This is a genomic window from Streptomyces sp. NPDC029152 (assembly GCF_055564355.1).
Genome location: NZ_JBVHWR010000011.1, coordinates 164,877 through 188,357 on the forward strand (window position 1 = coordinate 164,877; position 23,481 = coordinate 188,357).

Sequence of the window (23,481 nt, forward strand, 5' to 3'; positions counted from 1 at the left end):
CGTCCGATGAGACGAGATCTCCACCGTGCGGACCTGTAGCGAGCTACAAGGGACCATCCTGGACGCATGACCGATCTGGAGGCAGCACTGCGCGGGGCCGTCCGGGGCGAGGTCGGATGCGACGTCACCTCCCGGGCGCTGACCACGATGGACGCGTCCAACTACCGCCGCGTCCCGCTCGGCGTGGTGGCGCCGAGGGACGCCGACGACGTGGCGGCCGTGCTGGAGGTGTGCCGGGAGCGGGGCGTGCCGGTCGTGGCGCGGGGCGGCGGGACGTCCATCGCGGGGCAGGCGACCGGCACGGGCGTGGTCCTGGACTTCACCCGGCACATGAACCGGCTGGTCTCCCTCGACCCCGGGGCGCGCACGGCGGTCGTCCAGCCGGGTCTGGTCCTGGACCGTCTCCAGGAGGCCGCCGCCCCGCACGGCCTGCGCTTCGGCCCCGACCCCTCCACCCACAGCCGCTGCACGCTCGGCGGGATGATCGGCAACAACTCGTGCGGCTCCCACTCGGTGGCCTGGGGCACGACGGCGGACAACGTCCGCGGACTGACGGTGCTCACCGCGCGGGGACGGCGCCTGCGGCTCGGGCGGGACTGGGCGGGGGCGCCGCAGGGCCTGCGGGAGCTGGTGGACGGCGACCTGGCCCGCCTGCGCACCGGCTTCCCCGCCCTGCCCCGCCGCATCTCCGGCTACGCGCTGGATGCGCTGCTGCCGGAGCGGGGCGCGGACGTGGCCCGCTCCTTCTGCGGCTCGGAGGGCACGCTGGGCGTGCTGACCGAGGCGACGGTCCGCCTGGTCGAGGCCCCGCGCGCGCGTGCGCTGGCGGTGCTGGGCTACGCCGACGAGGCCGGGGCGGCCCAGGCGGCGGCCGGGCTCCTGCCCCTGGGGCCCCTGACCGTGGAGGGCATGGCGGTGGACCTGGTGCCGTCCACGGAGGGGCTGCCCCGGGGCGGGGCGTGGCTGTTCGTGGAGACCGGCGGCGACACGCGGGCGGAGGCACGCGCGCGTGCGGAGGCGGTCGTCCGGGCGGCCGACGTCGTGGACGCCCTCGTGGTCACCGACCCGGCCGGGCAGCGGGCGCTGTGGCGGATCCGGGAGGACGCGAGCGGCACGGCGACGCGGATGCCGGACGGCGCGGAGGCGTGGCCGGGCTGGGAGGACTGCGCGGTGCCGCCGGCGCGGCTGGGCGACTACCTGCGGGACTTCCGGGAGTTGCTGTCCGCCCACGGCCTGCGCGGCACGCCGTACGGGCACTTCGGGGACGGCTGCATCCACGTGCGCATCGACTTCGACCTGTTGACGGACGCCGGGGTGGCCCGCTTCCGCCGCTTCTCGGAGGAGCTGGCGGAGGTGGTCGTGGCGCACGGGGGCTCCCTCTCCGGGGAGCACGGGGACGGGCAGGCGCGGGCGGAGCTGCTGCCGCGGATGTACGGCGCGCGGACGGTGGCCCTCTTCGAGCGGGCCAAGGGCGTCTGGGACCCGGACGACCTCCTCAACCCGGGGATGCTGGTCCGCCCGGCGCCGCTGGACGCGAACCTGCGCTTCGCCGTCCTGCCGCGTGACCCGGTGGACGTGGAGTTCGGCTACCCGGCCGACGGCGGCGACTTCTCGGCGGCGGTGCGGCGCTGCGTCGGGGTCGCCAAGTGCCGTACGACGCCGGTCTCCGGCTCCGGGGTGATGTGCCCGTCGTTCCGGGCGACGGGCCGGGAGGAGCACTCCACGCGGGGCAGGGCGCGGCTGCTGCACGAGATGCTCGCCGGTGAGCTGGTGACCGACGGCTGGCGGTCCACGGAGGTCCGGGACGCCCTGGACCTGTGCCTGTCCTGCAAGGGCTGCCGCTCCGACTGCCCGGTCGAGGTGGACATGGCCACCTACAAGGCGGAGTTCCTGCACCACCACTACGCGGGCCGGCGCCGCCCGGCCGCCCACTACGCGATGGGGTGGCTGCCGGTGTGGCTGCGCTGGGTGGCGCTCACGCGCACGGCGCCGGTCGTCAACGCGCTTGCCTCCGTGCGGCCGTTGGCCGCGGTGGCGAAGCGGCTGGGCGGGATCGCGGGGGAGCGGGAGGTGCCGCGGCTGGCGGGGGAGACGTTCAGCAGGTGGTGGCGGCGGCGTGGAGGGCCGGCCGGCGGCGGCGACCTGGTGGTTCTCTGGCCCGACACCTTCACCGAGCACCTGGCGCCGTCCGTGGGCCGGGCGGCCGTACGGGTGCTGGAGGCGGCGGGGCTGCGGGTGGCGCTGCCGCCGACGCTGCGGGGACGGGCCGTCGGGGACGGTGCCTCGACGTCGGCGGCCGCCCTGCTGACCGCCCGCCGGGGCCGGGTCTGCTGCGGCCTGACGTACGTCTCCACGGGCCAGCTGGACCGCGCCCGCGCGGTGATGCGCCGCACGCTGGACCTGATGGCGCCGGTGCTGGAGACCTCGGCACCGGTTCTCGTCCTGGAGCCGAGCTGTGCGGCGGCCCTGCGCACGGACCTGCCGGAGCTGCTGCACGACGACCCGCGGGCCGCCCGGCTCGCCGCCCGGGTCCTGACCTTCGCGGAGGCCCTGGAACGCCACGCCCCCCACTGGTCCCCGCCCGTCCTGGACCGGCCGGTCACCGGCCAGACCCACTGCCACCAGCACGCGGTCCTGGGCGACGCGGCCGACCGCCGGCTGCGCGAGGCGGCGGGCCTGACCGGTGAGCTGAGCGGCGGCTGCTGCGGCCTCGCGGGCGACTTCGGCTTCGGGGACGGCCACTACGAGGTCTCGGTCGCCTGCGCCGAGGACCGGCTGCTGCCGGCGGTGCGGGAGGCGCCGGACGACGCGGTGGTCCTGGCGGACGGCTTCTCGTGCCGGACCCAGCTGGAGCAGCTGGCGGGGGTGCGGGGGCGGCATCTGGCGGAGGTGCTGGCGGACGGGCTGGCGGAGCAGTGACGGCCGGTCGCGCACCGGGGAGGGCCTACGGACGGTGGAACTCGACCTCGGGGCGGGAGGGCGTGGGACCGTCGAGCAGGGGCCGGGGCATGCCGCGCAGGTGGAGGTCGAAGAAGGCGGCGACGTAGTCGCGGGTGAGGGCCCAGCTCCGCTCGCCCGACAGCGGCACCGCCGGGTCCGGTAGTCCGAGCTGGTCCCCCAGCCAGGGGAAGTCGGTGAAGGAGAAGTGCCCGGCGCCGTCGAAGGTCAGCCAGCGCTTCCAGCCGTGCAGACGGTTCCAGGCCGCGGACCAGTCGGTGCCGGTGCTGTCGGGGCGGTGGGTGGCCGCCGCGCCGATCATCAGGAACGGCCGTCCGCCGAGACCGGCCCCGGGAGCCTCGACGAAGAAGTCGCCGTCGAGATCGGCGCCCGCCCGCACCCGCCGGTCGGCCGCCATGGTCGCGGCGGCGGCCGCTCCCCCGATCGAGTGCCCGGCGGCCCCGATCCGCCGCGGATCGATCATGCGGGACAGTGCCGCCCCGGGGCCCCGACGGGCCGTCAACGCGTCGATGACGAAGGACAGGTCGGCGACGCGGCCGGGCACGACCGCCGCGTACTCCGGTCCCGGATCGACCTCCTCGCACGCCACGCAGGGCGGGATCCGGCCACCGGGGAACTCCGTGCCCACGGACTCGTGCGCGTGGTCCACGGCGGCGACGACGTAACCGCGGCCGGCCAGGTCGTCGGCGAGCGAGGTGAGCGTGGTGCGCGGCATCCCGAAGCCGGGGGACAGCAGCACCAGGGGGAAGCGGCCCGGCGCGGGGGGAGCGGAGACCCGGGCGTGGGTACGCGTCCCGGCGACCGTCCCGGCCGGCACGACCCCGCCGAGCCCTCTGGCCTCCAGCAGGAGCCGTGCCTCCTCGGTGGTCATGTACGCCGCGGGCGTCCCGCCGGCCGAGCGCGCCGGGTAGGACACGGACACCATCAGCTCCCGGTGTCCCACCGCCGGTACCCAGGGGTCCGTACGGCTCCGGTCGACGAGGTGCAGGGTACGGCGGCCCACCGGGTGGGGACCGGTGGGCGCGGGCAGCTCCGGCTCCGCGGCGGCCTGCGGGTCCCGGGCCGCCCGGGCCGCCGGGGGCACGTCCCGGGCCGCCGAGGCGGGCGCGGCGCCCAGCAGCGGGAGGGACAGGGCGCACGCGAGCGACGCGGCCAGGACGGTGGTGCGTGATCTGCGGTTCATGCAGGCGAAGTTAGGGCCCGGACGGTGCCCGGCGCGTCGGGCCGCGGCGGTACTCCGTCGTAGGCCCGGGGCACGACCCCGGGGCACGGCGTACGACCGTGGTACCGGACCGGGCCGCGCGGAAGGGGACGGGTGAGCGGCGTACGAACGGGAGCGGGTGACCGTGCTCTCCGACATCCACGGGGTGCTGCCCGCGCTGGAGGCCGTGCTCGCCGAACCGGAGGTGGCCGCCGCCGAGCGGATCGTGCTGACCGGTGACATCGCGGCGGGTCCGCAGCCGCGCGAGGTGGTCGAGCTGCTGCGCGGCCCGGGCGAGAGGGTGCTGTGGATCGGCGGCAACGCCGACCGCGAGCTCGTCGAGTACCGCAGGGGCGAGCGCGACAAGATCCCCGGCCCCATCGGGCCCTTCGCGGCGGGGCGCCTCACCGACGGGCAGGTGGAGTTCCTCGCGGGCCTGCCCGCCTCCCCGACCCTCGGCGTGCGCGGCCACGGCAGGGTGCTGTTCTGCCACGCCACGCCCGGGGACGACGAGGAGGTGGTGCTGGTCGACTCGCGCCCCGACCGGTGGACGGAGGTGTCCGGCGGGCTGCCCGACGACGTCCGCACCGTGGTCTGCGGCCACACGCACATGCCCTACGTCCGGCCGGCCCACGGCCGCCTGGTGGTCAACCCGGGCAGCGTCGGCATGCCGTACGGCCGCGCCGGCGCCCACTGGTGCCTGCTCGGCCCCGGCACCGACCTGCGGGTCACGCCGTACGACGTGCCGGCGGCGGTGGCCCGGCTCGTCGCCGGATGCGCCTGTCCGGACATCGCCGCGTGGGCCGACGCGTACCTGTGGGCGAGGGTGACGGACACGGAGGCGCTGGAGGCGTTCGGTCCGAGGGACGGACGCGGCCGCCACCGCTGAGCCGGTCCGGCCCCCGCGGTTCCCGTCCTCGGCTCCCGGCCACCCGCAGAACACCGGGGAGGGCCCCGGCCGGACGCCCGGCCGGCAAGCGGAGCCCGCCGCACGGGGTGCCCGGGAGGAGCACCCGGGCGCCGGGCGGCGACGCGGCCGACGGCGACGCGCGCCTGCCGCCCGGCGCCCGATCTAGGACAGGATCTGACCTGCATGGCCCATAGCGTGGTCCTCGACCGACGGAACAGGAACCCCGGAAGGCGGAGACCGACCATGACCTTCGACGAGTCGACCACCCGTGACCTGACCACCCGCGACGCGGCCGAGGCCCCGGCCGTCGCCGACGAGCGCGCCGACCTGCTGGCGATGCTGGCCAAGCACCGGCACTTCCTGCGCTTCACCACCCGCGACCTCACCGACGAGCAGGCCGGACTGCGGACCACCGCCAGCGAGCTCTGCCTGGGCGGCCTGATCAAGCACGTGGCCTCGGTCGAACGGAGCTGGGGGGACTTCATCCTGAACGGCCCGTCGGCGATGGGGGACTTCACGGCCATGACCGAGGCCGACTGGGCCCGGCGGGCCGACGAGTTCCGGATGCTGCCCGGTGAGACGCTGGCCGGTGTGCTGGCCGACTACGCCGAGGCGGCCCGCCGGACCGACGAGCTGGTCGCCACCCTGCCCGACCTGGGGGTCACGCGGCCTTTGCCCAAGGCCCCCTGGTTCGAGGACACGCACTGGTCGGCCCGCCGGGTGCTGCTGCACGTCATCGCCGAGACCGCCCAGCACGCCGGCCACGCCGACATCATCCGCGAGTCCCTGGACGGCGCGAAGAGCATGGGCTGACCGGCGGCGTCCGGCCGGGCGGCCGGCGGTCAGCCGTGGAGCGAGCGCGCCCCCGGGCTGTCGCCCCTGAACCGCTGCCCCATGGCGATCTCCTCGCCGACCACCGACCAGACCGTCTCGTCGTCCTGGAAGGGGAGCGGGTCGACGCCGTCGGTCTCCCGGCGGACGCGCTCGACCTCGTGTTCCAGGCGCTCGAAGCCGGCCTCCTCGTCGTCGTCGTCGCCGAAGGCGAACTCCTCCAGCAGCCGCTGGAACCGGGCGGTGACCCGGACCAGGGAGGAGACGTCCGTGTGGAGTTCCCGCGCGGTCTCCTCGTCGGGGTCGAAGGCGTACACCGTGCCGCTGCCGGGGTCCAGGGCGAGGTGGGCGTTGAGGAGCCAGCCGATGACGGGCCATCCGCCCGCGCCGCGTGGGACGGTCCCGAAGTCCTCGGGGTCGACGACCTCCCGGACGAGGGGCAGCCGGCCGGTCTCCTCGTCGGGCTCCCGCAGCGTGAGCGTCCCGGTGGGTACGCCGACGGTCTGCAGGAGGCGGGCGCCCCCGGTGTCCGCGGCGAGGGGCGGGAAGGCGGTGGCGGGCAGGGTCGCGAGCCGGTGCTCGCCGAAGGTGTCGGCGAGTTCGCCGCGGGTGACGTCGAAAAGCACTGCCGGGACTCCGAACTCGGCTGGGACACGGGTGCCGTGGGGGCGGCCGGGTCACTTTACGAAGCGGTGCCCGAGGGGTGCGGCCAGGGGGCCCGACGGACCCGGCCCGCTCGGGGCCGCGCCGGCCCGCCGGGGGAGGACCCGGCCGGAGACCGGCCCGGCGCCGGCGCTTCCGGCACCCCGGGGGCCGGGGTTCAGGGAACCGTCTCGCCCCGCACCAGCGGACCGCACACCGGCTGGGAGCCCTCGGGCAGGTCGTCCGGCTCGCACCAGCGGGCCTCCAGGACCTCGAACGGGTCGAGGCGCAGCTCGCCGCCCAGCAGACGGGCCTCGTACGCCACCTCCAGGCGGGTGCGCAGGCCGCTGTTCAGCATGACCAGGCGGCCCACCTCCACGTCCAGGCCGGTCTCCTCCCTGACCTCGCGCACCACGGTCGCCCGGAAGTCCTCGCCCTTGCGCGCGAAGCCGCTCGGCAGGCCCCACTGGCGGCCCGGCGGCCACATCCGGTGCCTCAGCATCAGGACCCGCCCCTCGTCGTCGCGCACGACGCCGGTCACGCCGACGACGAACTTGGCGTTCAGGAACCACATGATGCGGCTCTGCAGCGGGCGCAGGAGGCGCCAGAGGCGGGCGAGGAGTCGTCTCACGTCGTGGACGCTACCTCCTCGGCGGACGATCCCGTCAGGGGCGTCCCCGCTCGCCTGGCGGATGTCCGTTGACAGCCGCGCACCCCGCCGACGACAGTTGCATGGCAGGGCTACGCGCCTGACTCGGTCCACTACCCTGGACCGTGCCGTACAGCACGATGAACGATATCGACCCGCACACCGTTCCGGAGCCCTCGTGAGCACCTCCAGCGCCACCCCCGGCACCCCCTCCCCGGCCGCCTCCCCGGCGGGCCCCGAGGCAGCGCAGACCGTCGGCCACGCGTCCACGCCGGGTGGTGCCCCGGCCAGCCGGTGGGGTTCCCTCGGCCCGGTCGGACTGGTCCTCGCCGGAGGGATCTCCGTGCAGTTCGGCGCCGCGCTGGCGGTGAGCCTGATGCCCCGGGCCGGTGCCCTCGGCGTGGTGACCCTGCGGCTGGTCGTGGCCGCCGTCGTCCTGCTCCTGGTCTGCCGGCCCCGGCTGCGCGGCCACTCCCGGGCCGACTGGGGCACGGTCGTCGTCTTCGGCATCGCCATGGCCGGCATGAACGGCCTCTTCTACCAGGCCGTCGACCGCATCCCCCTCGGTCCCGCCGTCACCCTGGAGGTGCTCGGCCCGCTCGCCCTGTCCGTCTTCGCCTCCCGGCGCGCGGTCAACCTGGTCTGGGCCGCGCTCGCCCTGGCCGGCGTCTTCCTGCTCGGCGGCGGCGGCTTCGGCGACCTCGACCCGGCCGGCGCCGCCTTCGCGCTGGGGGCGGGCGCGATGTGGGCGGCGTACATCGTCTTCAGCGCGCGCACCGGGCGCCGGTTCCCGCAGGCCGACGGGCTGGCCCTCGCCATGGCGGTCGGCGCGGTGCTCTTCCTGCCGCTGGGCATCGCCGAGTCGGGGGCCGAACTGATCGACCCCGTGACGCTCGGACTGGGCGCCGGGGTGGCCCTGCTCTCCTCCGTCCTGCCGTACACCCTCGAACTGCTCGCGCTGCGGCGCCTGCCCGCGCCGACCTTCGCCATCCTCATGAGCCTGGAGCCCGCCATCGCCGCGGCGGCCGGTTTCCTCATCCTCGACCAGGCCCTCTCCGCCGCCCAGGCCGCCGCCATCGCCCTGGTCGTCGCGGCCAGCATGGGCGCGGTGCGGACGCAGGTGGGGCGGCGGAGCCGGGCGAAGCGGCAGCTGCCGGGCCCGGGGGCCGACGGGCAGTAGACGCCCGCCCCCCGCCACCCCTGCCCCCGGTACCTCCGCCTCCTGGCGCCCCTGCTCCCGTCCCCGGCCCCCGCTCCCGGCTCGCACCCGGCGCGGGGGCCGGGGCGTTCCCGGGCCCCGCGCCGGCCGGCCGCGGCCCGGTCCCGCCCGCAATTCATGCAAGCATGCTTGATTGTTTATGCCTCCGCTGCCATGCTCCTCACCACACCGCGCCGCACGCCGCCGCCGCGCCCGAGGGGAGCGTCCCGTGTCCGACCCGACGCCCGTGATCGACGATCTGCGCGAGGAGAGCGAGGAGCTCGACGCGCTGGTCGCCCCGCTGAGCCCCGCGCAGTGGGCGCTCGCCACGCCCGCCCCCGGCTGGACGATCGCCCACCAGATCGCCCACCTGGCCTGGACCGACCGGTCCGCCCTGCTCGCCGTCACCGACGAAGACGGCTTCAGGGCGCTGGTGGACGAGGCCCTCGCCGCGCCCGGCACCTTCGTCGACGAGGGAGCGGAGGAAGGCGCCCGCCGGGACCCCGCCGAACTGCTGGAGCACTGGCGCGAGGGCCGGCGGCGGCTCGACGCCGCCCTGCGCGAGGCGGCCCCCGGTGCACGCTTCCCCTGGTACGGGCCGCCCATGGCGGCCGCCTCCATGGCCACCGCCCGGCTCATGGAGACCTGGGCCCACGGCCTCGACGTCGCCGAGGCGCTCGGTGCGACGCGCCCGCCCACCGACCGCCTGCGGCACATCGCCCGCATCGGCGTGCGGACCCGGGACTTCGCCCACGCGGCCCACGGCCTCACCCCGCCCGCCGAGCCGTTCCGCGTCGAACTCACCGGACCGGACGGCACCCCGTGGACGTACGGCCCCGAGGACGCGGACCAGCGCGTCACCGGCCCCGCCCTCGACTTCTGCCTCCTCGTCACCCAGCGCGCCCACCGCGCCGACCTCGCCCTCACCGCCGAGGGCCGGGACGCCGACCGCTGGCTGGACATCGCCCAGGCCTTCGCCGGACCACCGGGAGCCGGACGGAAGCCGAAGGGGGACGCGCGGTGACCACGCTCCGCATCGGCAACGCCTCCGGCTTCTACGGCGACCGCTTCGACGCCATGCGCGAGATGCTCACCGGCGGTCCGCTGGACGTCCTCACCGGCGACTACCTCGCCGAGCTGACCATGCTCATCCTCGGCCGCGACCGGCTCAAGAACCCCGACGCGGGATACGCGCGCACCTTCCTGGACCAGCTGGAGGAGTGCCTCGGCCTCGCCCACGAACGGGGCGTCAGGATCGTCACCAACGCCGGCGGACTCAACCCCGCCGGACTCGCCGGCGCCGTACGCGCCCTCGCCGGCCGGCTCGGCATCCCCGCACGGGTCGCGCACGTCGAGGGCGACGACCTCACCGCCGCCCACCCGGGAGCGCTGGCCGCGCACGCCTACCTCGGCGGCTTCGGCATCGCCGAGTGCCTGCGCGCGGGCGCCGACGTCGTCGTCACCGGACGGGTCACCGACGCGGCCCTGGTCACCGGGCCCGCCGCCGCGCGCTTCGGCTGGGCGCCGACGGAGCACGACCGGCTCGCGGGCGCGGTCGTCGCCGGGCACGTGCTGGAGTGCGGGGCGCAGGCGACCGGCGGCAACTACGCCTTCTTCCGGGACGGCGACGTCCGGCGCCCCGGCTTCCCGCTCGCCGAGCTGCACGCCGACGGCACCTCGGTCATCACCAAGCACGACGGCACCGGCGGCTTCGTCGACGTAGGCACGGTGACGGCCCAGCTGCTGTACGAGACGGGCGGCGCCCGGTACGCGGGACCGGACGTCACCGCCCGGCTGGACACCGTACGGCTCGCCCAGGACGGGCCCGACCGCGTACGGATCGAGGGCGTGCGCGGCGAGGCGCCGCCACCCTCCCTCAAGGTCGGCCTGAACCGCCTCGGCGGCTTCCGCAACGAGGTCGCCTTCGTGCTCACCGGCCTCGACGTCGAGGCCAAGGCCGCCCTCGTGCGGGCGCAGATGGAGCCCGCCCTCGCCGAGGTCACCGACGTCCGCTGGGACCTGGTCCGCACCGACCGGCCGGACGCGCCGACCGAGGAGACGGCCAGCGCCCTGCTGCGGCTCGTCGTCCGCGACGCCGACCAGCAGGTCGTCGGGCGGGCGCTGAGCGGGGCCGCCGTCGAGCTGGCCCTCGCCAGCTACCCCGGCTTCCACGTGTCGGCGCCACCGGGGAAGGGCGCGCCCTACGGGGTCTTCGAGGACGTGTACGTCCCCCACGGCGCCGTCGGCCACACGGCCGTCCTCCACGACGGGCGCCGGGTGCCCGTGGCGCCGGCCCAGGACACCGCCCCGCTCGCCCCCGTGCCGGAGCCGCCCCTGCCCGAGCCGCTGCCGCCGGGACCCCGCGAGCGCGCCCCCCTCGGGCTCGTCGCCGGGGCCCGCAGCGGCGACAAGGGCGGGGACGCCAACGTCGGCGTGTGGGCCCGCACCGACGAGGCCTGGCGCTGGCTCGCGCACGAGCTGACCCCCGAGCGGTTCCGGGAGCTGATCCCGGAGGCCCGCGACCTGCCCGTCACCCGGCACGTGCTGCCGAACCTGCGCGCCCTGAACTTCGTGGTCGGGTCGTTCCTCGGCGAGGGCGTCGCCGCCCGGCACCGCTTCGACCCGCAGGCCAAGGCGCTCGGCGAGTGGCTGCGCGCCCGCCACCTGGACATCCCGGAGGTACTCCTGTGACGGTCCTGCCCACCGCCGTCGACCCGGCCGCCCCCGGCCACCGGGCCAACCGCGAGGCCATGCTCGCCAAGCTCGCCGAGCTGGACGCCGAGCACGCCAAGGCCCTCGCGGGCGGCGGCGAGAAGTACGTCGCCCGGCACCGCAAACGCGGCAAGCTGCTCGCCCGCGAGCGCGTCGAGCTGCTCCTCGACCCCGACACGCCCTTCCTGGAGCTGTCCCCGCTGGCGGCCTGGGGCAGCGAGTACGCCGTCGGCGCCTCCCTCGTCACCGGCATCGGCGTCGTCGAGGGCGTCGAGTGCCTGATCACCGCCAACGACCCGACCGTGCGCGGCGGCGCCAGCAACCCCTGGTCGCTGAAGAAGGCCCTGCGCGCCAACGACATCGCCCTCGCCAACCGGCTGCCCTGCATCAGCCTGGTCGAGTCCGGCGGCGCCGATCTGCCGTCGCAGAAGGAGATCTTCATCCCCGGCGGCGCGATCTTCCGCGACCTCACCCGGCTGTCCGCGGCCGGCATCCCCACCGTCGCCGTCGTCTTCGGCAACTCCACGGCCGGGGGCGCCTACATCCCCGGCATGTCCGACCACGTGATCATGGTCAGGGAGCGCGCCAAGGTGTTCCTCGGCGGGCCACCGCTCGTCAAGATGGCCACCGGCGAGGAGAGCGACGACGAATCGCTCGGCGGCGCCGAGATGCACGCCCGCACCTCGGGCCTCGCCGACCACTTCGCCGTGGACGAACCGGACGCCCTGCGCCAGGCCCGCCGGGTCGTCGCCCGCCTCAACCACCGCAAGGCGCACGCCGATCCGCCGGCCGCCGAACCGCCCGCGTACGACCCCGAGGAACTGCTCGGCATCGTCCCCGGCGACCTCAAGGCCCCCTTCGACCCGCGTGAGGTCATCGCCCGGATCGTCGACGCCTCCGACTTCGACGAGTTCAAGCCGCTGTACGGGACCAGCCTGACCACCGGCTGGGCGAGCCTGCACGGCTACCCGGTCGGCATCCTCGCCAACGCGCGGGGCGTCCTGTTCAGCGAGGAGTCGCAGAAGGCCGCCCAGTTCATCCAGCTCGCCAACCAGCGCGACATCCCGCTCCTGTTCCTGCACAACACCACCGGCTACATGGTCGGCAAGGAGTACGAACAGGGCGGCATCATCAAGCACGGCGCGATGATGATCAACGCCGTCTCCAACTCGCGGGTCCCGCACCTGTCCGTCCTGATGGGGGCGTCCTACGGCGCCGGGCACTACGGCATGTGCGGGCGCGCCTACGACCCGCGCTTCCTGTTCGCCTGGCCCAGCGCCAAGTCCGCCGTCATGGGCCCCCAGCAGCTCGCCGGCGTGCTGTCGATCGTCGCCCGCCAGTCCGCGGCCGCCAAGGGGCAGCCGTACGACGAGGAGGCGGACGCCGGACTGCGCGCCCTGGTGGAGCAGCAGATCGAGTCCGAGTCGCTGCCCGTGTTCCTGTCCGGGCGGCTCTACGACGACGGCGTCATCGACCCGCGCGACACCCGCACCGTCCTCGGCCTGTGCCTGTCGGCCGTCCACACCGCGCCCTACGAGGGCGCGCGCGGTGGATTCGGCGTCTTCCGGATGTGAGGTTCCCCGTGATCAGCACTGTCCTCGTCGCCAATCGCGGCGAGATCGCCTGCCGGATCTTCCGCACCTGCCGCGAGTCCGGCATCCGGACGGTCGCCGTGCACTCGGACGCCGACGAGAACGCCCTCCACGCGCGCGTGGCCGACGCCGCCGTACGGCTGCCGGGAACGGCGTCCTCCGACACCTACCTGCGCGGCGACCTGATCGTGAAGGCCGCCCTCGCGGCCGGCGCCGACGCCGTGCACCCCGGCTACGGATTCCTCTCCGAGAACGCCGGCTTCGCACGCGCCGTCACCGACGCGGGCCTGACCTGGATCGGGCCGCCGCCCGAGGCCATCGAGGCGATGGCGTCCAAGACCCGCGCCAAGCACCTCATGGGCGTCGCGCCGCTCGCCGAGGTCACCGAGGCCGACCTGCCGGTACTGGTCAAGGCCGCGGCGGGCGGCGGCGGACGCGGCATGCGCGTCGTACGGCGCCTGGCGGACCTCGACGCCGAGCTGACCGCCGCGCGCGCGGAGGCGGCGAGCGCCTTCGGGGACGGCGAGGTGTTCGTCGAGCCCTACGTGGAGAACGGCCGCCACGTCGAGGTGCAGGTCCTCGCCGACGCGCACGGCACGGTGTGGGCGCTCGGCACCCGCGACTGCTCCCTCCAGCGCCGCCACCAGAAGGTCGTCGAGGAGGCCCCGGCGCCCGGCCTCGCCGAGGAGCTGACGGAGGAACTCCACACGCTGGCCGTCCGGGCCGCCCGCGCCGTCGACTACGTCGGCGCCGGCACCGTCGAGTTCCTCGTCGCGGACGGCAGGGCCCACTTCCTGGAGATGAACACCCGCCTCCAGGTCGAACACCCCGTCACGGAGGCCGTCTTCGGCGTCGACCTGGTCGCCCTCCAGCTCCGGATCGCCGAGGGCCACGCCCTCGGCCCCGAGCCGCCGAGCCCGCGCGGCCACGCCGTCGAGGCCCGCCTGTACGCCGAGGACCCGGCGCAGGGCTGGGCCCCGCAGACCGGCCGCCTGCACCGCCTCGCCGTACCCGACGGCATCCGCCTGGACACCGGCTACACCGACGGCGACGACATCGGCGTCCACTACGACCCGATGCTCGCCAAGGCCGTCGCCCACGCCCCCACCCGCGCGGAGGCCGTCCGCAGGCTCGCCGGCGCCCTGGAACGGGCGGCGATCCACGGCCCGGTCACCAACCGGGACCTGCTCGTGCGCTCCCTGCGCCACGAGGAGTTCACCTCCGCCCGCATGGACACCGGCTTCTACGACCGCCACCTCGCCGGCCTCGTCGAACCGGCCCCCGACCCCCTCGCCCCGCTGGCCGCCGCCCTCGCCGACGCCCACGGCCGCTCCCGGTTCGGCGGCTGGCGGAACGTCCCGTCCCAGCCGCAGGTCAAGCGGTACGCCATGGCGGGCGAGGAACACGAGGTCCGCTACCACCACACCCGCGACGGCCTGGCCGCCGACGGCGTCCGCGTCGTCCACGCCGACGCCCGCCTGGTCGTCCTGGAGGCCGACGGAGTCCGGCGCCGCTACGAGACCGCCCGCTACGGCGACCGGGTCCACGTGAACACCACCGTCCTCACCGCCCTGCCCCGCTTCCCCGCCCCCGCCGCCCGGCACGCCCCCGGCTCCCTCCTCGCCCCCATGCCGGGCACGGTCGTCCGCGTCGCGGAGGGCCTGACCGAGGGCGCGGCCGTCCGGGCGGGCCAGCCCCTGCTGTGGCTGGAGGCGATGAAGATGGAACACGAGATCACCGCCCCGGTCGCCGGCACGCTGAGCGCTCTCGACGCCGAGCCCGGCAGACAGGTGGAGGTCGGCGCCCTCCTGGCCGTGGTCGACGGGGACGCCGGTTAGGGGCGCGGGGAACTGCGCGACCAGCCACGACGAGACCCGCAGACGAAGGAGCCGCATGACCCCCGTACTCGAATCCGAAGAGCACAAGTCCCTCCGCGAAGCGGTATCGGCCTTCGCCGGAAGCCACCCCCGGACCCCCGGCACCGACACCCGCCGGTTCTGGCGGCAGGCCGCCGAGCTCGGCTACATCGGCGTCAACCTGCCGGAGGCATACGGCGGAGGCGGCGGCGGCATCACCGAACTCTCCCTCGTGCTCGAAGAGATGGGCGCCGCCGGCAACCCCCTGCTCATGATGATCGTCTCCCCGGCGATCTGCGGCACCGTCATCGCCCGCTTCGGCACCGAGGCCCAGAAGCGGGAGTGGCTCCCCGCCCTCGCCGACGGCAGCCGCCTGATGGCCTTCGGCATCACCGAACCCGACGCCGGCTCCAACAGCCACCGCATCACCACCACCGCCCGCCGCGACCCGGCGACCGGGGACTGGCTGCTCACCGGCCGCAAGGTCTTCGTCTCCGGCGTCGACATCGCCGACGCGACCCTCGTCGTCGGCCGCACCGAGGACGCCCGCACCGGCAGGCTCAAGCCCTGCCTGTTCATCGTCCCGCGCGACGCGGAGGGCTTCGGGCGGCGCCCCATCGACATGGAACTCGACGCCGCGGAGAAGCAGTTCGAGCTGACCCTCGACGACGTCCGGCTGCCCGCCGGCGCGCTCGTCGGCGACGAGGACGCCGGCCTCCTCCAGCTCTTCGCCGGCCTCAACCCCGAGCGCGTCATGACCGCCGCCTTCGCGATCGGCATGGGCCGCTTCGCCCTCGCCCGCGCCGTCGAGTACGCCCGCGAACGCACCGTCTGGAAGACCCCCATCGGCGCCCACCAGGCCATCGCCCACCCCCTCGCCCAGGCCCACATCGACCTCGAACTGGCCCGCCTGATGATGCAGAAGGCGGCCCGCCTCTACGACGCCGGCGACGACACGGGCGCCGGCGAGGCCGCCAACATGGCCAAGTACGCGGCGGGGGAGGCCTGTGCGAGGGCCGTCGACCAGGCCGTGCACACCCTCGGCGGCAACGGCCTCACCCGCGAGTACGGGCTCGCCCGGCTGGTGACGGCCTCGCGCGTGGCCCGTATCGCCCCGGTGAGCCGGGAGATGATCCTCAACTACGTCTCCCACCAGACCCTGGGCCTGCCCAAGTCGTACTAGCCCACCGTGGAGGAACCGTGTTCCGCAGCGAGTACGCAGACGTCCCGCCCGTCGAACTGCCCATCCACGACGCCGTGCTCGGCCGGGCCGCCGTGTTCGGGAACACCCCGGCACTGATCGACGGCACCGACGGCGCCACCCTCACCTACGAGCAGGTGGACCGGTTCCACCGGCGCGTCGCCGCCGCCCTCGCCGAGGCCGGCCTGCGCAAGGGCGACGTCCTCGCCCTGCACAGCCCGAACACGGTCGCCTTCCCGCTCGCCTTCTACGCCGCCACCCGCGCGGGCGCCTCCGTGACCACCGTGCACCCGCTCGCCACCGCGGAGGAGTTCGCCCAGCAGCTCGGCGACTCACGGACCCGCTGGATCGTCACCGTCTCGCCCCTGCTGGACACCGCCCGCCGGGCCGCCGAGCTCGCGGGCGGGGTCCAGGAGATCTTCGTGTGCGACGGCGCGCCCGGCCACCGCTCCCTCGTCGACATGCTGGCCTCGACCGCGCCCGAACCCGAGGTCGCCATCGACCCGGCCGAGGACGTCGCCGCCCTGCCGTACTCCTCGGGCACCACCGGCACCCCCAAGGGCGTCATGCTCACCCACCGGCAGATCGCCACCAACCTCGCCCAGCTCCAGCCCGCCGTCGGGGCCGGACCGGGCGACCGCGTCCTCGCGGTGCTGCCGCTGTTCCACATCTACGGGCTCACGGCCCTCATGAACGCCCCGCTGCGGCTCGGCGCCACCGTCGTCGTCCTGCCCCGCTTCGACCTGGAGCAGTTCCTCGCCGCCATCCAGAACCACCGCATCACCGGCCTGTACGTCGCCCCGCCGATCGTCCTGGCCCTCGCCAAACACCCCCTGGTCGCCGACTACGACCTGTCCTCGCTGAAATACGTCATCAGCGCCGCCGCACCCCTGGACGCGGGCCTCGCCGCCGCCTGCTCCCGTCGGCTCGGCCTGCCGCCCGTCGGCCAGGCCTACGGCATGACCGAACTGTCCCCGGGCACCCACGTCGTCCCCCTCGACGCCATGGCCGACGCGCCGCCCGGCACCGTCGGCAAGCTCATCGCCGGCACCGAGATGCGCATCGTCTCCCTCACCGATCCCGGCAGGGACCTCGGCCCCGGCGAGTCCGGCGAGATCCTCGTCCGCGGCCCCCAGGTCATGAAGGGCTACCTGGGCCGCCCCGACGCCACCGCCGCCATGATCGACCAGGACGGCTGGCTGCACACCGGGGACGTCGGTCACGTCGACGCCGACGGCTGGCTGTTCGTCGTCGACCGCGTCAAGGAACTGATCAAGTACAAGGGCTTCCAGGTGGCCCCCGCCGAACTGGAGGCCCTCCTCCTCACCCACCCCGGCATCGCCGACGCGGCCGTCGTCGGCGCCCACGACGACGACGGCAACGAGGTGCCGCACGCCCACGTGGTGCGCCGGTCGCCCGCCGACGGCCCGACCGAAGGAGAGGTCATGGGGTACGTCGCCGAACGCGTCGCCCCCTACAAACGCGTCCGCCGGGTCACCTTCGTCGACGCCGTGCCCCGGGCGGCCAGCGGCAAGATCCTCCGCCGTGAACTGCGAGGCCGCCCGTGACCCCGGTCGTCCGCACCCGCGCGCGGGGCGTCGAGACCCTCGCCCTCGACTCCCCGCACAACCGCAACGCCCTCTCCGCCCCCCTCGTCGCCGGCCTGGCCGGCGCGCTCGCGGAGGCCGGCGAGGACACCGGCGTCCGCGCCGTCGTCCTCACTCACACCGGCACCGCCTTCAGCGCCGGCGCCGACCTGCGGGACCCGCCCCACCCGGACGCGCTCGTCGCCCTGCTCCGGCAGATCGTGGAGCTGCCGAAACCGGTGATCGCCCGGGTCACCGGACACGTCCGCGCCGGTGGCCTCGGCCTGCTCGCCGCCTGCGACATCGCGGCGGCGTCGAACGAGTCCACGTTCGCCTTCACCGAGGTCCGCATCGGCGTGGCACCCGCCGTCATCAGCCTCACCGTGCTGCCCCGCGCCGACCCCCGCGCCCTCGCCCGCCACTACCTCACCGGAGAGCGCTTCGACGCCGCCGAGGCCGCCCGCACCGGCCTGCTCACGGCCGCCGGCGACGACGTCGACGCCGTCCTCGCCCCCGTCCTCGACGGTGTGCGCCGTGCCTCACCCCAGGGCCTGGCCGAGACGAAACGGCTGCTCACGGCTAGGGTGCTGGAGGCCTTCGACCGGGACGCGGCCGGACTGACCGCGCTCTCGGCCCGGCTGTTCTCCTCCCCGCAGGCCCGCGAGGGGATGACGGCCTTCCTCGAACGACGGGATCCGGAATGGGCGGTGTGAGCACGGCCGACCGTGCCGAACGAGTACCCAAGCAGGACCGCAGCCGGGCCACCCGGCAGCGGCTCCTGGCGGCCGCCGTGGCCTGCCTCGCCGAACACGGCTGGGCCGGCTCCACGGTCGCCGCCGTCGCCGAACGCGCCGGCGTCTCCCGCGGCGCCGCCCAGCACCACTTCCCGACCCGCGAGGACCTGTTCACGGCGGCGGTCGAGTACGTCGCCGAGGAACGCTCGGGCGCCCTGCGCGCCCTGTTCCCCGAGGGCGCGGCGACCGACGACCGCCGCGCCGTGGTCGCCGCCCTGGTCGACCTCTACACGGGGCCCCTGTTCCGCGCCGCGCTCCACCTGTGGGTCGCCGCCTCCGACGAGGAGCAGCTGCGCGGCCGGGTGACCGAGCTGGAGGCCCGCGTCGGCCGCGAGACCCACCGCATCGCCGTCGACCTCCTCGGCGCCGACGAGAGCCGCCCCGGCGTCCGCGAGACCGTCCAGGGCCTCCTGGACATGGCCCGCGGCCTCGGCCTCGCCAACCTCCTCACCGACGACACCGCCCGGCGGGAACGGGTCGTGGCCCAGTGGGCGGAGCTGCTGGACGGGGCGCTGGGCCGACGCTGACGCGCCCCCCGGCGCACCCGGCCCGCCCGGCGCGTCACGGAGCGAGCCGCTCCACCCGCCAGCTGCCGTCGGCCCGCGCCACGTACCGCAGCCGGTCGTGCAGCCGGTTCTCCCGGCCCTGCCAGAACTCCACCGCGTGCGGCACCACCCGGAACCCGCCCCAGTGCGGCGGCACCGGCACCCGCTCGCCCTCCGGGTAGCGCGCCGCCAGCTCGGCGTACGCGGAGTCCAGGGCCTCGCGGCCGGGCACCACCGACGACTGGACGCCGGCCCACGCACCCAGCTGGGAGCCGTGCGGCCGGGTCCGGAAGTACGCGGCGGTCTCGTCCCGCCCGGTCCGCCGCGCCACGCCCGTCACGATGACCTGGCGGGCCATCGGATGCCACGGGAACAGCAGCGACACGTGCGGGTTCTCGCCCAGCTCACGGCCCTTGCGGGAGTCGTAGTTGGTGTAGAAGACGAAGCCCCGCTCGTCGAAGTGCTTCAGGAGCACCGTGCGGGAGCTGGGCCGGCCCTCGGCGTCCGCCGTGGAGACGACCATGGCGTTCGGCTCGAACAGGCCGGCATCCGTCGCGGCCTGCCTGAACCAGCGCGCGAACTGCTCGACGGGCGTGGCGGCGAGCTCGCTCTCCAGGAACCCGTCGGCCCGGTACTGCTTGCGCATCGAGGGAAGATCGAAGGGGACGGCATCGCGGTCGGTCACACCGGCCATCCTGCCGCATCCCCGGGGCTCCCCTCCGTGGTGTCCTTCGTCACTGAGTGGCACTGGGTGCCGCGACCCCTCCCCAAAGGTGACACCCAGGGATATCGTGCTGGTTCCGTCCCGGTCGGATGAGCGCCGGCCGGGCGGGGCATCACACGGGTGACCGCAGGGACCGCGAGCCGCGACACGACCGTGGATCCATGGGGACGACCGCACTCGTCCCCGCGCGGGTCGCCACACATCACGACCACGAGGAGCCGCCTGATGTCCGACTTCGTACCCGGGCTAGAGGGAGTCGTCGCGTTCGAGACGGAGATCGCCGAACCCGACAAGGAGGGCGGCGCCCTCCGCTACCGCGGGGTCGACATCGAGGACCTGGTCGGCCACGTCTCCTTCGGCAACGTGTGGGGCCTGCTCGTCGACGGCGCGTTCAACCCCGGCCTGCCGCCCGCCGAGCCCTTCCCCATCCCCGTCCACTCCGGCGACATCCGCGTCGACGTCCAGTCGGCGCTCGCCATGCTGGCGCCGGTCTGGGGCCTCAAGCCCCTCCTGGACATCGACGCCGAGCAGGCCCGCGCCGACCTCGCCCGCGCCGCCGTCATGGCCCTGTCCTACGTCGCCCAGTCCGCCCGCGGCCAGGGCCTGCCCATGGTCCCGCAGCGCGAGATCGACAAGGCCCGGTCGGTGGTCGAACGCTTCATGATCCGCTGGCGCGGCGAGCCCGACCCCAAGCACGTGGCCGCGGTCGACGCCTACTGGACCTCCGCCGCCGAGCACGGCATGAACGCCTCCACCTTCACCGCCCGCGTCATCGCCTCCACCGGCGCCGACGTGGCCGCGGCCCTCTCCGGCGCGGTGGGCGCCATGTCCGGCCCGCTGCACGGCGGCGCGCCCTCCCGCGTCCTGCACATGATCGAGGAGATCGAACGCACCGGGGACGCCGAGGGGTACGTCAAGAAGACCCTCGACGCCGGCGAGCGCCTCATGGGCTTCGGCCACCGCGTCTACCGCGCCGAGGACCCCCGCGCCCGCGTCCTGCGCCGCACCGCCCGCGAACTGGGCGCCCCGCGCTACGAGGTCGCGGAGGCCCTGGAGAAGGCGGCCCTCACCGAGCTCCACAACCGCCGCCCGGACCGCGTCCTGGCCACCAACGTCGAGTTCTGGGCGGCCATCGTGCTGGACTTCGCCGAGGTCCCGGCCCACATGTTCACGTCCATGTTCACCTGCGCCCGCACGGCCGGCTGGTCGGCGCACATCCTGGAGCAGAAGCGCACGGGGCGCCTGGTCCGTCCCTCCGCCCGCTACACCGGCCCGGGCCCCCGCGACCCGCGCGCGATCGAGGGCTACGAGGACATCGCGGGCTGATCCCCGGGAGGTCCCGCAGAACGCAGACGACCCGCGAGTCAGGTTCCTCCGTGGAGGAGCCGGCCGGACGTACCGGCGACTCGCGGGTCGGGTGACTGCTGGGGATTGGGCCGGCTGCACGCGTCTTTCACGCGCTGGTCCGGCACCGCACTCCGTGTGGTGCCGGGCCGCTAGCCCGCAGCCACCTCACGCGTCCGGATCTCATACATCTGCCGAACCACCTCCCTTCTCGTGTGCCCCCACACTAAAAACCGGACGGCCATCGGGGCAACGCCTTTTTCCGAGCCGTTCCGGCGATCAATACGCGTGGACGCGTTCTGCCCGGTCACCTACCGTTCCGCGCATGACGCAGCGACGGACGGTTCTGAGCGGGTCCACGTTCGAGGAGCGGATCGGGTACGCCCGGGCCGTCGTGGACGGGGACCGGGTGCACGTGCCGGGGGCGACCGGGTTCGACCACGCGGCGATGACCATCGCCGACGACGTGGTGGAGCAGGCCGAGCAGTGCCTGCGCGCCATAAGGGCCGCGCTGGCCGAGGCGGGCTGCACCTTCGCGGACGTGGTGCGGGTGCGGTACCTGCTGCCCGTGCGGGAGGACTTCGAGCCGTGCCGGCCCGTGCTGCGGCGGGCGTTCGGAGAGGCGCGGCCGACGGCCACGACGGAGGTGTGCGGGCTCCCGGACGAGCGGATGCGGATCGGGATCGAGGTGGACGCGCGCCGGGGGCCCGTCGGGCCCGGCTCGGGGCTGCGGATCGAGGCCGTGGACGGCGACGCCATGGCCGAGCAGTGGCGGCACGTGCACAACGTGATCGTCCCGCCCGCCGCGATGTCCCTGGACGACGTGCGCGAGCGCGCTGTCCGGTACCGGCTGGAGAACGCCTGCCTGGGGGACGTCCTCGTCGGGTGCTCCACCGTGCGGCCGCCCGAGGGGGCGGAGCGGGTGGCGACCGTGATCGCCCGGGTGCTGCCGGCGTTCCGGGGGCGCGGGATCGGCGCGGCGCTCTACGAACGGGGGCTGGCGCACGCGCGCGGGCTCGGCGCCGGGGCGGTGGAGACGGTGGTCCTGGCGGCCAACGAGGAGGGGCTGCGGTTCGCCGGGGCGCGCGGGTTCACCGAGCGGGAGCGGTACGTCCTGGACGGCGGGAGCGACGAGTGGGTGGATCTGCGGCTGGCGGCCGGGCGGTGACGGCGGGACCCTTGGTGACAGGGGCGTATGCCGGGTTTCCGCCGCGCAACGATTTCCGCAATCTTGCGGGAACCCGGTGTGTGCTGCGTCACGTTCGAGTTGAATGAAGGGCGGTGGACGAACCGGCGTACGGTACGGCGGATGCGGCCTGCAGGGGGTTCAGGTGAGTGCTTCCCGGCGTAGTGGGACCACGGACGAGCTGGGGCCGGACGAGCCGGAGCAGCCCGAGCGGGACGGCGCGGACCTGTTGGCCGCGCTCCTCGACGGGATGGACGCGGCGCTGTGCGCGTTCGACGCCGAGGGCGTCGTCACCCACTGGAACCGCGAGGCGGAGCGGATCCTCGGCTGGACCGCGGCCGAGGCCGTGGGGCGGCGGGGGTTCGCCGGCTGGGCGGTGCGCAGTGCGGACGCCGGGGAGGTCGAGGAGCGGCTGCTGTCCGCGATGCGGGCCCCGGGACGCCAGGTGAACGAGTTCGCGCTGCTGACGAAGGACGGCGGACGGGTGCTGGTGCGCACCCAGTCGGCGGCCGTGCGCGGCCCGGACGGCAGGCCCGCGGGGGTGTACTGCGCGTTCAGCGAGGTGCACGCGCAGATCGACCTGGAGCGGTCCATCGCGCTCAGCGAGGCGCTGCTGGAGGACGCGAGCTGGGGTGTCGTGCTCGTGGACGTGGATCTGCGGCCCGCCGTGGTCAACGCGCACGCGGCGCGCGCGCTGGGCACCGGCCGTACGTCGGTGCTGGGCCGGCCGCTGGGTGATCTGCTCTCGCAGGGCGTGGAGGAACTGGAGAGCGCGCTCACGCACGTCCTGGCGGAGGGCGCGCCGCCGGCGCCCGCCGAGGTCTGGGTGAGCGTGCGCACCCCGGAGGGGGAGCGGCGGCGGTGCTGGCGCAGCGGGTTCGTGCGGCTGGCCTCGCCGCTGGCGGAGGAGCCGGTGCCGCTGGGCGTGGGCTGGCTGTTCCAGGACGTCACGGAGGCCAAGCAGGGCGAGCAGGAGGCGGCGCTGCTGCGGTTCCGCGCCAACCAGCTGCACCGCGCGGCGCGGGCGGCGGCGGAGTGCGAGGACCCGGCGGAGGCGGCGACGGTGCACCTCGACTTCGCGCTGGCCGGGTTCGCGGACCACGCGCTGATCGACCGGGTGGCGGGCGGGGCGCTCGCCGACTCCGCGTCGGCGGATCCGGTGCGGCTGGTGCGGGTGGTGACGACGCCCTCCGGTGCGCCGGGGACGGGCCTGCCGTCCGGGGCCGCCGGGCTGCCGGTGCGGTACGGCGAGGGGCACCCGGCGCTGCAGTGCGTGGAGCGCGCGGGCTCGGTGCGGGCCAGCGCGGGCGCCGGCGCGGTGCCGCACGAGCAGGCGCGCCGGTGGGCCGAGGCCCGGCAGTGGCCGGCGGACACGGTGCACGCCCTGTGCACCGTGCTGCGCAGCCGGGGGCGGACGCTGGGTGTCGTGACGTTCCTGCGGGGCGCCGGCCGCAGCGCCTTCGAACGGCCCGACGCGATGTACGCGGAGGACGTGGCGGTGCGCATCGCGACGATGCTGGACCTGGCCGCGGCGGTGGCCGGGGAGTAGGCG

General features: G+C 75.3%; 19 protein-coding genes. 15 read left to right on the forward strand and 4 right to left on the reverse strand.

Annotation, left to right across the window (positions count from 1 at the left end; all coding sequences use genetic code 11):
* Positions 1-66: 66 nt before the first annotated feature.
* The gene (locus ACZ4V6_RS23670; RefSeq protein WP_467830680.1) at positions 67-2,919 is read left to right on the forward strand and encodes an FAD-binding and (Fe-S)-binding domain-containing protein; all 2,853 of its coding nucleotides are present in this window, start codon (positions 67-69) and stop codon (positions 2,917-2,919) included.
* Between the two features lie 25 nt (positions 2,920-2,944).
* Here the strand turns inward: ACZ4V6_RS23670 and ACZ4V6_RS23675 are convergent, their stop codons facing one another.
* Positions 2,945-4,141: an alpha/beta hydrolase family protein gene (locus ACZ4V6_RS23675; protein ID WP_467830683.1), complete on the reverse strand. Its 1,197-nt coding sequence runs from the start codon at positions 4,139-4,141 to the stop codon at positions 2,945-2,947.
* 163 nt (positions 4,142-4,304) lie between these two features.
* Here ACZ4V6_RS23675 and ACZ4V6_RS23680 point away from each other — a divergent pair, with 163 nt between their 5' ends.
* Together ACZ4V6_RS23680 and ACZ4V6_RS23685 are read left to right on the forward strand one after the other, a co-directional pair.
* Positions 4,305-5,048 (forward strand): metallophosphoesterase family protein, encoded by a 744-nt coding sequence (locus tag ACZ4V6_RS23680; RefSeq protein WP_467830685.1) that lies wholly within the window; start codon positions 4,305-4,307, stop codon positions 5,046-5,048.
* A 264-nt stretch (positions 5,049-5,312) separates the two neighbouring features.
* Complete coding sequence (locus tag ACZ4V6_RS23685; RefSeq protein WP_467830687.1) at positions 5,313-5,882, forward strand: DinB family protein; 570 nt, start codon at positions 5,313-5,315, stop codon at positions 5,880-5,882.
* Between the two features lie 29 nt (positions 5,883-5,911).
* On the opposite strand, the gene ACZ4V6_RS23690 is transcribed toward ACZ4V6_RS23685, so the two are convergent.
* Both ACZ4V6_RS23690 and ACZ4V6_RS23695 read right to left on the reverse strand, forming a co-directional pair.
* Entirely contained in the window at positions 5,912-6,526 is a 615-nt protein-coding gene (locus ACZ4V6_RS23690) for an SUKH-4 family immunity protein (protein ID WP_467830689.1), read from the reverse strand.
* Between the two features lie 194 nt (positions 6,527-6,720).
* Positions 6,721-7,173, reverse strand: a complete 453-nt coding sequence (locus tag ACZ4V6_RS23695) for an NUDIX hydrolase (protein WP_467830691.1) — start codon at positions 7,171-7,173, stop codon at positions 6,721-6,723.
* 196 nt (positions 7,174-7,369) lie between these two features.
* On the opposite strand from ACZ4V6_RS23695, the gene ACZ4V6_RS23700 reads away from it, so the two are divergent.
* The 9 genes from ACZ4V6_RS23700 to ACZ4V6_RS23740 all read left to right on the forward strand — a co-directional run bounded on the left by ACZ4V6_RS23700 (position 7,370) and on the right by ACZ4V6_RS23740 (position 18,657).
* Positions 7,370-8,371: an EamA family transporter gene (locus ACZ4V6_RS23700; RefSeq protein ID WP_467830694.1), complete on the forward strand. Its 1,002-nt coding sequence runs from the start codon at positions 7,370-7,372 to the stop codon at positions 8,369-8,371.
* A 247-nt stretch (positions 8,372-8,618) separates the two neighbouring features.
* Positions 8,619-9,413 (forward strand): TIGR03084 family metal-binding protein, encoded by a 795-nt coding sequence (locus tag ACZ4V6_RS23705; RefSeq protein ID WP_467830696.1) that lies wholly within the window; start codon positions 8,619-8,621, stop codon positions 9,411-9,413.
* Entirely contained in the window at positions 9,410-11,080 is a 1,671-nt protein-coding gene (locus ACZ4V6_RS23710) for an acyclic terpene utilization AtuA family protein (protein WP_467830699.1), read from the forward strand. The genes ACZ4V6_RS23705 and ACZ4V6_RS23710 overlap by 4 nt, the downstream gene beginning before the upstream one ends.
* On the forward strand, positions 11,077-12,675 hold the full coding sequence (locus ACZ4V6_RS23715; RefSeq protein ID WP_467830701.1) for an acyl-CoA carboxylase subunit beta: 1,599 nt from the start codon (positions 11,077-11,079) through the stop codon (positions 12,673-12,675). Before ACZ4V6_RS23710 ends, ACZ4V6_RS23715 begins: the two co-directional genes overlap by 4 nt.
* An 8-nt stretch (positions 12,676-12,683) precedes the next feature.
* Positions 12,684-14,531, forward strand: a complete 1,848-nt coding sequence (locus tag ACZ4V6_RS23720; RefSeq protein ID WP_467830704.1) for an acetyl/propionyl/methylcrotonyl-CoA carboxylase subunit alpha — start codon at positions 12,684-12,686, stop codon at positions 14,529-14,531.
* A 55-nt stretch (positions 14,532-14,586) separates the two neighbouring features.
* Complete coding sequence (locus tag ACZ4V6_RS23725) at positions 14,587-15,732, forward strand: acyl-CoA dehydrogenase family protein (RefSeq protein ID WP_467830706.1); 1,146 nt, start codon at positions 14,587-14,589, stop codon at positions 15,730-15,732.
* A gap of 17 nt (positions 15,733-15,749) precedes the next feature.
* A complete protein-coding gene (locus tag ACZ4V6_RS23730) occupies positions 15,750-17,318 on the forward strand; it encodes a 4-coumarate--CoA ligase family protein (RefSeq protein ID WP_467830709.1) in 1,569 nt (522 codons plus the stop codon).
* On the forward strand, positions 17,315-18,049 hold the full coding sequence (locus ACZ4V6_RS23735) for an enoyl-CoA hydratase family protein (protein ID WP_467830712.1): 735 nt from the start codon (positions 17,315-17,317) through the stop codon (positions 18,047-18,049). Before ACZ4V6_RS23730 ends, ACZ4V6_RS23735 begins: the two co-directional genes overlap by 4 nt.
* Complete coding sequence (locus tag ACZ4V6_RS23740; protein WP_467830715.1) at positions 18,037-18,657, forward strand: TetR/AcrR family transcriptional regulator; 621 nt, start codon at positions 18,037-18,039, stop codon at positions 18,655-18,657. The genes ACZ4V6_RS23735 and ACZ4V6_RS23740 overlap by 13 nt, the downstream gene beginning before the upstream one ends.
* Before the next feature lie 34 nt (positions 18,658-18,691).
* Here ACZ4V6_RS23740 and pdxH read toward each other — a convergent pair whose 3' ends face one another.
* On the reverse strand, positions 18,692-19,369 hold the full coding sequence (gene pdxH / locus ACZ4V6_RS23745) for a pyridoxamine 5'-phosphate oxidase (protein ID WP_467830717.1): 678 nt from the start codon (positions 19,367-19,369) through the stop codon (positions 18,692-18,694).
* Between the two features lie 255 nt (positions 19,370-19,624).
* Between pdxH and ACZ4V6_RS23750 the strand changes: the two genes are divergently transcribed.
* The 3 genes from ACZ4V6_RS23750 to ACZ4V6_RS23760 all read left to right on the forward strand — a co-directional run bounded on the left by ACZ4V6_RS23750 (position 19,625) and on the right by ACZ4V6_RS23760 (position 23,478).
* Positions 19,625-20,725 (forward strand): citrate synthase 2, encoded by a 1,101-nt coding sequence (locus ACZ4V6_RS23750; RefSeq protein WP_467830720.1) that lies wholly within the window; start codon positions 19,625-19,627, stop codon positions 20,723-20,725.
* 343 nt (positions 20,726-21,068) lie between these two features.
* Positions 21,069-21,911 (forward strand): GNAT family N-acetyltransferase, encoded by an 843-nt coding sequence (locus ACZ4V6_RS23755; RefSeq protein WP_467830721.1) that lies wholly within the window; start codon positions 21,069-21,071, stop codon positions 21,909-21,911.
* A gap of 103 nt (positions 21,912-22,014) precedes the next feature.
* Positions 22,015-23,478, forward strand: a complete 1,464-nt coding sequence (locus ACZ4V6_RS23760) for a PAS domain-containing protein (protein WP_467830723.1) — start codon at positions 22,015-22,017, stop codon at positions 23,476-23,478.
* Positions 23,479-23,481 lie beyond the last annotated feature (3 nt).